The organism is Mesorhizobium sp. YC-39 (genome assembly GCF_025753795.1).
Lineage (GTDB): Bacteria > Pseudomonadota > Alphaproteobacteria > Rhizobiales > Rhizobiaceae > Mesorhizobium.
The window spans coordinates 1-13,367 of sequence record NZ_JAOWPS010000011.1; the positions used below are offsets into that span (position 1 = coordinate 1).

The 13,367-nt window shown below is 59.5% G+C and carries 14 protein-coding genes and 1 pseudogene; all 15 read left to right on the forward strand.

Annotated elements, in window-relative coordinates; genetic code table 11:
* On the forward strand, positions 1 to 1,215 hold a 1,215-nt coding region (locus OHD62_RS32580), incomplete at its 5' end, for a Ulp1 family isopeptidase (RefSeq protein WP_263791486.1).
* 350 nt (positions 1,216 to 1,565) lie between these two features.
* Entirely contained in the window at positions 1,566 to 2,039 is a 474-nt protein-coding gene (locus OHD62_RS32585) for a hypothetical protein (protein WP_263791488.1), read from the forward strand.
* Between the two features lie 349 nt (positions 2,040 to 2,388).
* Positions 2,389 to 2,616 (forward strand): hypothetical protein, encoded by a 228-nt coding sequence (locus tag OHD62_RS32590; protein WP_081482278.1) that lies wholly within the window; start codon positions 2,389 to 2,391, stop codon positions 2,614 to 2,616.
* Positions 2,617 to 3,302: 686 nt separating this feature from the next.
* Positions 3,303 to 3,389: pseudogene (locus tag OHD62_RS35820) on the forward strand (CopG family transcriptional regulator); the annotation flags it as partial.
* A 204-nt stretch (positions 3,390 to 3,593) separates the two neighbouring features.
* Entirely contained in the window at positions 3,594 to 4,568 is a 975-nt protein-coding gene (locus tag OHD62_RS32595) for a S1 family peptidase (protein ID WP_263791492.1), read from the forward strand.
* Positions 4,569 to 4,578: 10 nt separating this feature from the next.
* Positions 4,579 to 4,824, forward strand: a complete 246-nt coding sequence (locus OHD62_RS32600) for a hypothetical protein (protein WP_263791493.1) — start codon at positions 4,579 to 4,581, stop codon at positions 4,822 to 4,824.
* A 17-nt stretch (positions 4,825 to 4,841) separates the two neighbouring features.
* Entirely contained in the window at positions 4,842 to 6,194 is a 1,353-nt protein-coding gene (locus OHD62_RS32605) for a phospholipase D-like domain-containing protein (RefSeq protein ID WP_263791495.1), read from the forward strand.
* 575 nt (positions 6,195 to 6,769) lie between these two features.
* Entirely contained in the window at positions 6,770 to 7,552 is a 783-nt protein-coding gene (locus OHD62_RS32610) for an aspartate/glutamate racemase family protein (protein WP_263791498.1), read from the forward strand.
* Between the two features lie 506 nt (positions 7,553 to 8,058).
* Entirely contained in the window at positions 8,059 to 9,141 is a 1,083-nt protein-coding gene (locus OHD62_RS32615) for a hydrogenase small subunit (protein ID WP_263791499.1), read from the forward strand.
* Between the two features lie 23 nt (positions 9,142 to 9,164).
* Positions 9,165 to 10,955 carry a nickel-dependent hydrogenase large subunit gene (locus tag OHD62_RS32620; protein ID WP_263791501.1) on the forward strand — a complete coding sequence of 597 codons (1,791 nt, stop codon included), beginning with the start codon at positions 9,165 to 9,167 and terminating at the stop codon, positions 10,953 to 10,955.
* Positions 10,956 to 10,968: 13 nt separating this feature from the next.
* Positions 10,969 to 11,691: a Ni/Fe-hydrogenase, b-type cytochrome subunit gene (gene cybH, locus OHD62_RS32625; protein WP_263791503.1), complete on the forward strand. Its 723-nt coding sequence runs from the start codon at positions 10,969 to 10,971 to the stop codon at positions 11,689 to 11,691.
* On the forward strand, positions 11,692 to 12,273 hold the full coding sequence (locus OHD62_RS32630; RefSeq protein ID WP_263791505.1) for a HyaD/HybD family hydrogenase maturation endopeptidase: 582 nt from the start codon (positions 11,692 to 11,694) through the stop codon (positions 12,271 to 12,273).
* A 44-nt stretch (positions 12,274 to 12,317) separates the two neighbouring features.
* Complete coding sequence (locus OHD62_RS32635; RefSeq protein WP_263791506.1) at positions 12,318 to 12,503, forward strand: HupE/UreJ family protein; 186 nt, start codon at positions 12,318 to 12,320, stop codon at positions 12,501 to 12,503.
* Complete coding sequence (locus OHD62_RS32640) at positions 12,481 to 12,804, forward strand: HupE/UreJ family protein (protein ID WP_263791507.1); 324 nt, start codon at positions 12,481 to 12,483, stop codon at positions 12,802 to 12,804. The genes OHD62_RS32635 and OHD62_RS32640 overlap by 23 nt, the downstream gene beginning before the upstream one ends.
* A 117-nt stretch (positions 12,805 to 12,921) precedes the next feature.
* Complete coding sequence (locus OHD62_RS32645) at positions 12,922 to 13,218, forward strand: HypC/HybG/HupF family hydrogenase formation chaperone (RefSeq protein WP_263791508.1); 297 nt, start codon at positions 12,922 to 12,924, stop codon at positions 13,216 to 13,218.
* Positions 13,219 to 13,367 lie beyond the last annotated feature (149 nt).

The following is a 13,367-nucleotide window of genomic DNA, read 5'->3' on the forward strand; positions in this document are numbered from 1 at the left end:
CAGGAGCTGCGGGATGATGCTTACTATGCGCCGGGGTTCCCGCGCCTACCATCCGACGGTCAGCTCATCCATCACGCCGAAGTTGGACCGATGAGTGAAGCTGCGTCAGCGGCAACGCCGAGGGCTCCGTCGGACATCTACGGCGGCCTTGACTCTCTGGTTCATTTGCCGGTCACTCCGCAGGAGCTGCGGGATGATGTCCACTATGCGCCGGCGCTCCCGCGCCCACCATCCGACGTTCAGCCCGTCCATCACGCCGAAGTCGGGCCGATGAATGAAGCTGCGTCAGCGGCCACCCCGAGGGCTCAGTCGGACATCTACGGCGGCCTTGACTCTCTGGTTCATTTGCCGGTCACTCCGCAGGAGCTGCGGGATGATGCTCACTATGCGCCGGGGCTCCCGCGCACACCGCCCGACGTTCAGCTCGTCCATCACGCCGAAGTCGGGCTGATGAGTGAAGCTGCGTCAGTGGCAACGCCAAGGGCTCAGTCGGACATCTACGGCGGCCTTGACTCGCTGGTTCATTTGCCGGTCACTCCGCAGGAGCTGCGGGATGATGCTCATTATGCGCCGGAGCTCCCGCGCCCACCGTCCAACGCTCAGGTCGGAGCTTTGCATCCGGCAGCCTCGCTCCATGATGGCGGCTGGCTGGAGCTCGGCGCCAGTGAGTGGCTGGCCGACAAGCATATCTTGGCGGATTACGCGCTCCTGGCACAGGATCTGCAGAGGGACAATCCTGATCTCGCCGCGCGGACGCGGCTCGTGGATCCCCTCGTAGCCCTTTATCATCTGCGCTTGGGCGCCGAGATCCTCGCGCTACGCGCATTCCAGCGCATAGTCCATGATCAGAGGGGTAACGATACAGCTGACTTCCTGTTTATGCCAGTAAGCAATGCCCAACCTGATCGCCCCGGCGACCACTGGTCGCTGTTGCTCGTCGACCGCCGTGTGCGGGAAAGCCCTGTCGCCTATCACTACGACTCCGCCCGCGGGTACAATGACCAGCCCGCAGCAGAGTTCGCAGCAAGGCTGGGCGCTCGCCTCGAGCCAGCCCGCATGGCCCAGCAGCCGAACAGCTATGATTGCGGCGTCTTTATGGTCGACGGCACGCGGGCTCTGGTTAGACGATTGGCGCAAGGACACCAGCCAGCCGTGCTGCACCTCGACAATCTCGTCGCCGACCGGCAGGCACTCCAGAACCGACTCAGGGGCTGACGTCGGTTTCTGCCCATCGATATGGCCGGAGGAAGCGACCAGTTATCGAAAGCCGACGGGGTCAGACATGCTGGCACGGCCGATGGCCGCAGGCATCTCTGGGAGATCGCGGCGTAGTCGTCTTATGTCGAATTGGGTGAACGGCACCAAAGGCCCAAGCTGTGGGATATTTGACAATGTCCGACATGGGACACGCCACCCAGAGTTAACCCATTGTTCCAGAATAATAGTTTTGATTGGCGTGAGACTTGCTGATCGACAGTCGCTCTCGCGCGAACCAAGGGTCCGTGCTGCTCCAGCGGAAGGGTCAAGCTCTGCCCCGTTATTCAAAACAAACTGGAGTGCCAAAAATGGCCGTGCCGATTCAGCAATTGACGAATCACGTCGATGACAGTGTTGGGCCAAAATACCAGCCGCCTTGGGATTTCCTGCCCACCGACACGAATACAGGCGTGGGAGGGAAGTACATCTACATCGGCTATATTCTTGGCGACAGCAATCCTGTGACATCGATCAACTTCGTTGCATACAATGAACAGCAATCGAATCCGCCTTCTGGTTGGCAATGGACGGGCCAAGACCTCAAACAAGGAGCAGGCGGGAAGTACATTTACATGGTCTGGAAAATCGGCGAAACAGGCAATAAGCCTATCACGGCCCTCCAACTGCTTGTAACCAATCAGTCCACTCCGCCAGCCATCACCGGATATACGTCAATCAATCAAGACCTGAATCAAGGCGCTGGCGGGCCTTACATTTGGCCGTATTACAGCACGACAATCTCGATGCAAAAGAAGGTAGAAGCCATCCTTACAAAGACATAGACGAGCTGCGACCGGGCGCGGATCCGAACTACTTGTAATCCTCCTCAAAGAACACAACGCACGCAAAAAGCGTCGTGCAGGTCCGCCCCGCCGTGGTGGAGGCGTTGAACGTCTCGATGACCGCAGCCTCCCCTGTTTCGTGAACGGCGAACCTGTGCCGCGCTTCCTCGCAGACGGGACCATAGGCATCCGTGGCCACCTACATCGGGATGTCAAGACTGCACCAAGCCGTCACCCGACAACTTTTTTTAATGACAATCCCTTTCGGCGGGGTCATTTTCGCGTGTCGGCGGGTTTCCTCGTCGCCGCCCTCTGTGTCGTTCAAGATCTCAGCCCGCGGGAGGCCCAGATGATCGATCGTCCCAACCTTGACCCAGCCCTCTATCCGAGTGATTTGCAAAGCCTCAAGTCGGTTTTCGACCAGCTTTGCCAAGAGAGCCATATCCAGCCAGGGTCACCGGAAGCCGAGAATATTGCCTCTGAGCTGGTTCGACTTTTCCAGGACGGAATTAGCGACGAGACCTGCCTGCTCAGCGCAGCTCGGACGCGGCATCAGGATTTGCGGCGGGCGGGCTGACCTTCCCCACAGTCTCGCGCTTAGTGATAGGTCCAAAACGGCTCGTCGCGCGACGGCAAACTGTCGGTGATCTTCGGGAATTCAGGCGCCGGGAAGAGCGCGACTATCGACGCCCCACACTATGTGCTTCGGACGCGCGGCGACGAGTTAACCGTGCAGTCTGCATCTGTTCCCAGCCGACCGCGCGGCAGGGATTGAGTAGCGGCGAATTTAACGCTAGCGCCTACATTTCTCCGGTATTTCGGCGATGCATTGCTCGAGACGTGCCAGGCGGAACTTAGCATTGCGAAGCTCATGTCCGGCTTCGAAACGTCGATGGCGTCCCTGAGGTGTGGTTGCGATGAGGTCGCGCTCCAGTTCGGCAATGCGCGCACGCACCTGCCGGGCGTCGTCCTGACGCAACGCCTTGATCCATCCACGCCCGCGCATCGGTCTTCAGACAAAGAGGCTCTTCGGGAAGAAGGTCGGCACCGCGTGGGAGGAAGCCCCAGGAAGCCCTTGGACTTGACGTCGCGCCGGCCCCGATGGGCGGCAGTACCAAAGCGCAGGGACAAGCGCCCTCCCCTCCTCAGCCGCAGCCGGTCTTGCGCGGTCGAGATTAAGCCCTCAGGAAATCCCTGTACATCTCCGCCAATTAGTCGAGGACCGAGGACCGACGCCATACGGCAACCGTTTCAGGTTTGCGCGACGCCTTTGTCACCGCGCTCGGCCGCCGTCTCATCAAAGGACCAAAGCTGCGTCAGGAAATAGCCGAAAACGTCGGGCCGCGCGAGGCGGATCAGCAATCGTACCACCACCCATTGGGAGCTTGTGGGAGCTTGCTGATCAAGCGATCGGGTACTGCAAGTCCGGGCGCTACAATAAACTTCCCGTTCGAATGAAGTATTTTCTCTGCAACGCGACGGTCTCCGCGGTAAAAATTCATCGGGGTGACACAAATCCATGCATAAGATGCATTTGCTTGGGGGGACGTGAGCATGGCGACACCGAGGACCTTACTCGACATTCTGGATCGCGTGACCGCTCCCGAAATTGCGGAGCCGGAATCGCTGAGCCCTACGACGCTTCAGCATTATCAACGCGTCCGCACGATTTTCGAGGACGACAACGTCGTCGGCGCCGGCATCGCGCGGAAGGTGACGGACGGCGAACGCAGGGATGACCTCGGGATCGTCTTTTATGTCCGGCAGAAGCTGGCAATGAGCGACCTGCGCCCCGATCAGATCCTCCCGCCGGTCATGGCGGCGGCGAACGGCCGGGCGATCTACACCGACATCGTGGAAATCGGCGACATCGTTCCACAGGAGAATGCTAAGCAATCGCCATTGCAGAGTGGTTTCAGCGTAGGGCACAAGGATGTGACAGCAGGGACGCTTGGGGCGATCGTGCGCAAGGAACGCAAGCTGTTTCTGCTGAGCAACTCGCACGTTCTGGCCAAGTCGGGACTGGCGGCCGCCGGAGATCCGATCCTCTATCCGGGACCTGCTGATGGCGGGGCGGAGCCAGCCGATATCATCGCGACGTTGAGCGCCTTTTCGCCCTTCACGGTTGGCGATAGCTTCACGAATACCGTTGATGCCGCACTAGCAGAGATAGATCCCGACCATCTGGCGGACATCGACAACGAAATCTGGGGCGCTGCGACGCCGCTGAAGGTGGCCACACCCATGCGCGACATGGCGGTCAAGAAGCGCGGCCGCACGACCGGGGATACGCAATCGGTCGTACGCGACGTCGATTTCCGGGTGCTCGTTCGCTATGAAGGCGTCGGTGTCGTCGGCTTCATTGGCCAGGTCCTGTGCGACACTTATACCGGCGGCGGCGATTCCGGCGCGCTAGTCGTTGCGGCAGACACAGGCGCTATCGTCGGCCTGCATTTCGCGGGATCGCCCAAGGGCAGCGTCTTCACGCCCATCCGTACCGTGCTGGACGCCCTGAAATTCGCATTCTGACGGAGGCATCGTGGCGACGCTCGACGAGGCCAACAGCGCACGACAAAGGCACGCCGATGATCTTGCAAAAATCGGCGCGCATGCGGTCGGAGTCGAAAAAGGCGAGCCATACGGCCGGTCGGGTTGGGTGGTGGTCGCCTACACGCAGCCCGGCGCGGCGGTGAAGCTGCCTGAATCGCTGACGATCAATCACCAGGGAAACGACGTCGACGTGCCGCTCGTCGTCCAGAAGGCCGAACCGTTCGAACCGCAATAGCCGCAAAAGGGGAATTCATGCCGACCTATGTTCTGAAGACCCGCATCCCGACGCTCGCCACCGCACAGGCCGTCGGCACTCAACCGACCATCGCGATCGCGGTCCCCGAAATGGTCGGCCGCAGCTGTCACCTCGAGGGTTACCAGGCGCGCGATGTTCCAGCCTTCGATCTCAGCGAGCAAATCATCGCCTACGCCTCGCCGGACTCGACCTTCGCGGTGACGAAGCGACTGATCGACGCCGCGAAGGAATCGATCCTCGTCGGCATCTACGATTTTACGGCATCCTACATGGAGGACCTGCTTCTTGCCGCGATGGCCCGCAAGGTGAAGGTCTCGCTGATGCTCGACATCGACAGTAGGACCGAGAGCGACATTTTCGACCGCCTGGTGCAGATGGGCGCGCGCGGCGTCTCGGCCCCCTCCTGTGCCAATCCCACCGTCCATGTGTTCAGTTCCTCGCACGAGAAGGTGATCGTAATCGACAACGAATGGGTCCTGGTCCAAAGCGGAAACTACAGCGTCAACAGCATTCCGATGAACGTCGAGGATGGTGCCTCCGGCGGGGTCTTCCGTCCGGGAAACCGCGATACGGGCCTTGCCATCAGATCGAGAGAGCTTAGCGGTTTCTTTGCCGGCATTCTGGAAGCCGACATGGCCCTTGTCGATGCCGTACCTGAGATGCTGCGCCGTCCGGTCGAGGACGAGTTTTTCCTGGTCGAGCGCGCGCCGGCACGCAAACCCGAGCAGCTCTTTACAAGCGAAACCTTCGACCTCGACGCGCCGCTCACAATCCAACCGGTGCTGAGTCCCGACAACTACATGGACGTCGTGCCCGGTCTGATTGCGAAGGCCCGCAAATCCGTCCTCATCGAACAGCAGTATATCAGATCCTCCCAGCCGCTGGTCGCCAGGCTGCTTGCCGCAATCGCCGAGGCGCGCAACGCGGCGCCCGAACTCGACGTCCGAATCGTGCTCGGGAAGCTGTTTAGCAAGAGCGACGTCGCGAAGGAGAAGAAGAACCTCGAAAACCTCGCCGCCAACTACGGTCTGAACATCGCCGAAAACATCCGCTACATCAACACCGACGAGTTCGTGCACTGCCACAACAAGATGGTGATCGTCGACGGCGACAGTATTCTCATCAGCTCGCAGAACTGGTCAGACGCCGCAGTCTCCAGAAACCGCGAAGCAGGTGTCTGGCTGACCCATCCGGGCATCGCCGCATATTTTACCAAGATATTCGAGAACGACTGGGCGAGTGCTTTCCAGACCCTACCTGAAGTCGACGCCCCCGAGGTCATGACGCCCGAGGCGCTGGGCGCCGGCGGCTATATCCGCGTCGATCGCGGCGACTACGAGGAAGTCTGATCCCTCGCTCAAATCGGCTCCCCGAAATCTTCCGAGGCCCCAAGGTGGATAGAGCCGCCACCTTGCGGCGGCGCGCGCTCATGTGAGACCGCCGATCTCCTGTATTTGCACCGCTGAGCCTCCAGTCGTTCGCCATCGCGGAGCCCTACGGCACCAGGTACACCTTTTAGGCGCGCACATCGAAGCATTCCTGCAAGCCACGTTGCGGGCCGGTTCAATTGCCGAGTCCTAGGCAAAAATTCCGGCATTGGCGCTGTCTCCACATGCCCTGTCGGGTTTGTCGCGCCTGCTACATAGTGGCGTTTGGCCCAATTTCGTCCGCGCTCTGGCTTAACTATCTGATCTTAATATCAAAACTTACCCAGGGCTATTTTTGCGAAGGTGGTACGATTTTTGATGCGCTCGTCGTGCGTCAACAAGTCGGATCCGCGTCGTTATAGCTAAACCGATGCCGGGCATCCCGCAGACGGCGGCGGAGCAGGTAGAGAACATTTCGCTATTGAGAACACGCGACCGCGGATGCCCCGCCTCACAGACGATCGGTGGCGCAAAACCTCAACAATAGGAATTTTTTGATGATCGACGCCATCCCGCCCCCATCTCCCGGACTACTTGGTCAACGAAAACCACTTGGAGTGGTCGGCGGAATGGGAAGCTTTGCGACTGCTAAATTCTTGGAGATTCTGGCTCGCAAAAGCCGCGTTGAAAGAGACCAGGATCACATCCCGTTTATTTGTCTATCGGTTCCCAATATCCCTGATCGTTCGCAGGCAATTTTAGTCGGCAGCGACGCCCCCTTGCGGCAAATTTTGGAACGCGCGTATTGGCTAGAGAAAGTTGGATGCGGAGCAATCGCTATCCCCTGCAATACTGCACATCTCTGGGCCACAGAGATTAAACAAGCGCTGTCAGTAAAATTGATTGATATGGTAGAGATAACAAGACAAGCCATAGAGGACACGCGTGGCAGCGAAGCACGCAACCTTCGCTCAATTTCCATCGGAACGAGCGCGTCAATGCACAACGGGCTTTACGCCGGACAAACTGAGAGCGACTTCGGCAAAGAATTTTATCGCAGCAACCCGACACTTCAGAAAGACACCATCAAGATCATATCTGACGTCAAGTCAGGCGACATGGCAAATGCACAGGACAATCTAACGAGGCTTGTTCAAGCCGTACGATCTTTCGAACCTGACAAAATTATTCTTGGTTGCAGTGAACTATCAGCGATCTGCGGAGACCTCGCTTACGACAATGATATTGTCGACCCGATTGATATCCTTGCTGACGCCTGCATTGACTGGTGGGTAGCAGAAAGCCAATCACTTCCGGACACGTTGGCCAGCCGATCATAAGGTAGAAAAGATGACCGCGTTAGTACTAGGAAATGTTGGCTCCGACGCCATGGCCACAGCAGTTCCCTCGTTGTCTGACAAGTATTTGCAGAATAATGCAGCGAAAGCAAAAAGAATGATATAGCTTGCTAAGGACGACGACATACTTATCACCTCGACGGCGCCTATATCGCAATCATATCTAAACTATGTTAATACCCTAAAGGGCGGAAGCAACATCGTGTCGCTAACGACTTCAGGGACATCCACCAAGCGTCCGTTGCCGATCTCGAAAAAAGACCTCCAGGCTGGCAGTCTTTTGTCCAAATCTCTGAGTTTGTTGCCTTCGGACCGCGTTTCGTGTTTGGATCTGTGAATCGGCGTGCAAAATTGGCTCCTACGCAGCGCCGATGACGCGCGCCTGGAGTAGGTCGAGTTTTCCTCGGCCGTACATTTGGCGCTTAACGAGCTTGAGTCTGGAGTTCGGCACCGGCTTTCAAACTGGCCCGCTTCTTGCGAGGAGCACGATGCGCAAAACAGAAACCTTTTATGATGTCATTCGCCGTCAGGGGATTACCCGACGCAGCTTCATCAAATTCTGTAGCCTGACGGCGGCGAGCCTGGGTTTTGGCCCGGACGCGAAAACGGCGATGGCCGAGGCACTCGAAACCAAGGAACGGGTTCCTGTCATCTGGATGCACGGCCTCGAATGCACCTGCTGCTCGGAGAGCTTCATCCGCTCGGCCCATCCGCTGGTCAAGGACGTGGTCCTTTCGATGATCTCGCTCGATTATGACGACACGATCATGGTCGCAGCCGGCCATCAGGCCGAGGCCACCCTCGAAGAGACGAAGCAGAAATACAAGGGCAAGTACATCCTCGCCGTCGAGGGCAATCCGCCGCTCAATGAGGACGGCATGTTCTGCATCGACGGCGGCCGACCCTTCGTCGAGAAACTCAAATATGTGGCCGAAGACGCCATGGCGATCATCGCCTGGGGCGCCTGCGCCTCCTGGGGCTGCGTCCAGGCCGCAAAGCCCAACCCGACCCAGGCAACGCCGATCGACAAGGTGATCCGCGACAAGCCGATCATCAAGGTCCCGGGCTGTCCGCCGATCGCCGAAGTGATGACCGGCGTCGTCACCTTCATCACCACCTTCGGCCGATTGCCCGAGCTCGATCGGCAGGGCCGGCCGAAGATGTTCTATTCGCAGCGCATCCACGACAAATGCTACCGCCGGCCGCATTTCGACGCCGGCCAGTTCGTCGAGGAATGGGACGACGAGGGAGCACGCAACGGCTACTGTCTCTACAAGATGGGTTGCAGGGGCCCGACCACCTACAATGCCTGCTCGACGGTGCGGTGGAACGGCGGCGTCTCCTTCCCGATCCAGTCCGGTCACGGCTGCATCGGCTGCTCCGAGGATGGGTTCTGGGACAAGGGCAGCTTCTATGACCGCCTGGCCACGATCAACCAGTTCGGCATCGAGGCCAATGCCGACCGGGTCGGCATGACGGTAGCCGGCGTCGTCGGCGGAGCGATCGCGGCCCACGCCGCGATCACCGCCGTCAAGCGCGTCACCGCCAAGCGCGAAAAAACCGACGTTTAAAACTCTGGGCAGGGAACACCATTATGTCAATCCAAACGCCCAACGGCTTCACGCTCGACAATTCCGGCAAACGCATCGTGGTCGATCCCGTCACCCGTATCGAAGGCCATATGCGGGTCGAGGTCAATGTCGACGCCAACAACGTCATCCGCAACGCGGTGTCCACTGGCACGATGTGGCGCGGCATCGAAGTCATCCTCAAGAACCGCGATCCGCGCGACGCCTGGGCCTTCACCGAGCGGATCTGCGGCGTCTGCACGGGCGCGCATGCGCTGACCTCCGTGCGCGCGGTCGAGAATGCGCTTGGCATCACCATCCCGGAAAACGCCAATTCGATCCGCAACCTGATGCAGCTTGCGCTGCAGGTGCATGACCACGTGGTGCATTTCTATCACCTGCATGCGCTTGACTGGGTGGATGTCGTCTGCGCGCTCAAGGCCGATCCGAAGGCGACGTCTCAGCTGGCCCAGTCGGTGTCCGACTGGGCGCTCTCCTCGCCCGGCTATTTCAAGGACATCCAGACCCGGCTCAAGAAATTCGTTGAATCCGGCCAACTCGGTCCATTCAAGAACGGCTATTGGGGCAACGCCTCCTATAAGCTGCCGCCGGAAGCCAACCTGATGGCCGTCGCGCACTATCTCGAGGCGCTGGATTTCCAGAAGGAGATCGTCAAGATCCATACGATCTTCGGCGGCAAGAATCCGCATCCGAACTGGCTGGTCGGCGGAGTGCCCTGTCCCATCAACATCGATGGAACCGGCGCGGTCGGTGCGATCAACATCGAGCGCCTAAACCATGTGTCGTCGATCATAGACCAGCTGATCGAGTTCAACGAAAAGGTCTATGTGCCCGACGTCATGGCGATCGGCTCATTCTACAAGGACTGGCTCTTTGGCGGCGGCCTTTCGGGCAAGAACGTGCTCGCCTATGGCGATGTGCCGGAACATGCCAACGATTATTCGGAGGCGAGCCTGAAACTGCCGCGCGGCGCGATCATCAACGGTAATCTTGCCGACATCCTGCCGGTCGACCTCGCCGATCCGGAGCAAATCCAGGAATTCGTCATCCATTCCTGGTACAAGTATCCGGACGAGGCCAAGGGCCTGCACCCCTGGGATGGCGTCACCGAGCCGCATTACGAACTAGGCCCCAATGCCAAGGGCACCAAGACCAACATCCAGGAACTGGACGAAGGTGGCAAATATTCATGGATCAAGGCGCCGCGCTGGCGCGGACACGCCATGGAGGTAGGCCCCCTCGCCCGCTGGGTCGTCGGCTATGCGCAGGGCAAGCCTGAATTCAAGGAGCCGATCGAGAAGGTGCTGAAAGATCTCGGTCTTCCGATGTCGGCGCTCTTCTCCACGCTCGGCCGCACCGCGGCGCGCGCCCTAGACTCCGAATGGGCGGGCCGCCAGATGCGCTATTTCTTCGACAAGCTGGTCGCCAATATCAAGGCTGGCGACAGCGCGACCGCTTTCGTCGACCAATGGAAACCGCAGACCTGGCCGAAGGAAGTCAAGGGCGTCGGCTTCACCGAAGCGCCGCGCGGCGCGCTCGCCCACTGGATCAAGATCAAGGACGGCAAGATCGACAACTACCAATGCGTCGTGCCGACCACCTGGAACGCCAGCCCTCGCGATCCGAAAGGCGGTATCGGCGCGTTCGAAGCCTCGTTGGTGGATACCCCGATGTCAGATCCCACCCAGCCGCTGGAAATACTCCGGATAATCCATTCCTTCGATCCGTGCCTTGCATGCTCCACGCATGTCATGAGCCCGGACGGGCAGGAAATGGCAAAAGTGCAGATGAGATGAGGAGGGATATGCGATGAGCCTTTTCGACCCGCTTGCAACCTTGGACGCACACGGCGAAAGAGCCGTGGAGCGCCAGAGCGTCTATGTCTACGAGGCGCCGGTGCGTCTCTGGCACTGGATCAACGCCTTCTCCATCCTCACGCTTGCGCTGACCGGCTACTTAATCGGCAGCCCACTGCTGTCGATGCCGGGGGAGGCCAGCGCCAACTTTCTGATGGGATATATCCGCTTCAACCATTTCGCCGCCGGACAGATCCTGGCCATAGCCCTGATCCTGAGAATCTACTGGGTGTTCGTCGGCAATGTCGATGCCCGACAGATCTTCTACGTCCCGGTCTGGAGCGGCCGGTTCTGGAAGGAATGCGTGCATGAAGTGCGCTGGTATGCCTTCCTTATCAGCAAGCCGAAAAAATATGTCGGTCACAAACCGCTTGCCCAGTCCGCCATGTTCCTGATGTTCACGCTGCCGCTGTTGTTCATGGTCATCACCGGCTTTGCGCTCTACAGCGAGGGCACTGGCCGCGACAGCTGGGAATACAGCCTGTTCGGCTGGTTGTTCTCGATCTGGCCGAACAGCCAGGACGTCCACACCTTCCACCATCTCGGCATGTGGGTGATCCTGGTTTTCACAATGATCCATATCTATGTGGCTGTGCGTGAGGACATCATGAGCCGGCAGAGCATCATCTCGTCGATGATCTCGGGCGAGCGCATGTTCAAGGACCTCGAGGACTAGATGCGCAAACAACTGTCTTCGACACAGCCCCGGGTGCTGGTCCTCGGCATCGGCAACATCCTGTGGGCCGACGAGGGGTTTGGCGTACGCGTGGTCGAAGCCTTTCATCAATCCTATTCGGTGTCGGATAATGTCACCGTCCTCGACGGCGGGACGCAAGGGCTCTATCTCGTGCAGTTCGTGATGGAAACCGATTATCTCATCGTCTTCGATGCCATCGACTACGGGCTCAGCCCGGGCACGCTGAAGATCGTCGAAAACGACGAAGTGCCGAAATTCACCGGCGCCAGGAAGATGAGCCTGCACCAGACCGGATTCCAGGAAGTGCTGAGCGCCGCCGACCTGCTCGGCCATTATCCGGAAAAGCTGGCGTTGATCGGCTGCCAGCCGGTCGATCTCGAGGATTGGGGCGGGCCGCTGACGGAGCCGGTGAAGGCGGTCATCCCCGAAGCGATCCGGACGGCGGTCGCCATTCTCAAGGGATGGGGCATCGAGGCAAGAGCGCGGAGCGGCGGCATCGTCCCCTCGCTCCTCGGCAACGATCTGGATTTTGACAATTACGAACAGCGCCAGCCGCATTGATCACCTGAGGAGGCTCCCATGAAGTTTCGGAGAATATTGGCTGCATGCGCGGCCCTGGCGTGCCGGGCGTCGCCAATGCCCTTACCGGACTTCATGCGGATGGCACGCTTGCCGGTCTCGGCCATCCTTTGAGCGGCCTCCACCATATCCTTGCCGCCGTCGCGGTCGGCTTCCGGCCCGGCACGCTCGGCGGCAGGGACAGCTGGATTGTGCCTTCGTCATCGTCATGACTACGGCCTGCCGCTGCCGATGGTGGAAACGGGGATTGCCCTCACCGTAGCGGTGCTCGGCCTGCTCGTCGCCTTCGAAGTCAAGGTTCGGGCGCCGGTGGCGGGGATCGTGGGGTATGCGCACTCTTCCACGGGTCATGCCCATGGTTCAGAAACGCCTGCCATGTCGCATGCCGCGGGCTATGTCACGGGCTTCCCGGCCGCATGCTGCATGCGGGCGGCATCGCGCTCGCGTCGCTTAGATTTCTGCAAGGCCCGGGCAGAGCGTCTGGCCAGGTTGCCGGAGCTGCCGTCGCCCTAACAGGGGCCGCGCTGCTGGCCGCTTGATATTTCGCTCCCAAGGCGGAGGCCTGCCGTGTGGGCGCTGTCCACACGGTTCCCGATTTCGTAGCTTGAATGACAGAAAAGAGACAACGCCATGTGCATAGGTCTTCCGATGCGGGTCGTCACCGGCGATGAGGGCGTGGCCCAATGCGAGCGTCATGGTACGATTTCTTCCGTGTCGATGATGTTGGTCGGCGCGCAGCTGCCAGGCACATATCTATTGACCCATCTGGGCTCGGCCATTCGCGTCCTTGAGGGTGATGAGGCGCAAGCCATCGATGATGCCCTTGCGGGTCTGGCGGAAGCTGTCGAAGGCCGGCCCTTCGAAGCCTTGTTTGCCGATCTCATCGCCCGCGAGCCGGAATTGCCCGCGCATCTACGTGAGGGGTGAGAGAATAGTGGCCGCATCTGGAAACCGGGATTCCAGCAATTCGACGCGAGCAACCGGGCTGGAAACTCTCCTTGCAGATCAATGGACTCCCCGGATCTGGCACACCGCTTGCTGCTCAACTCCCAAGAACGTTCTGCAAGCTGATTTCT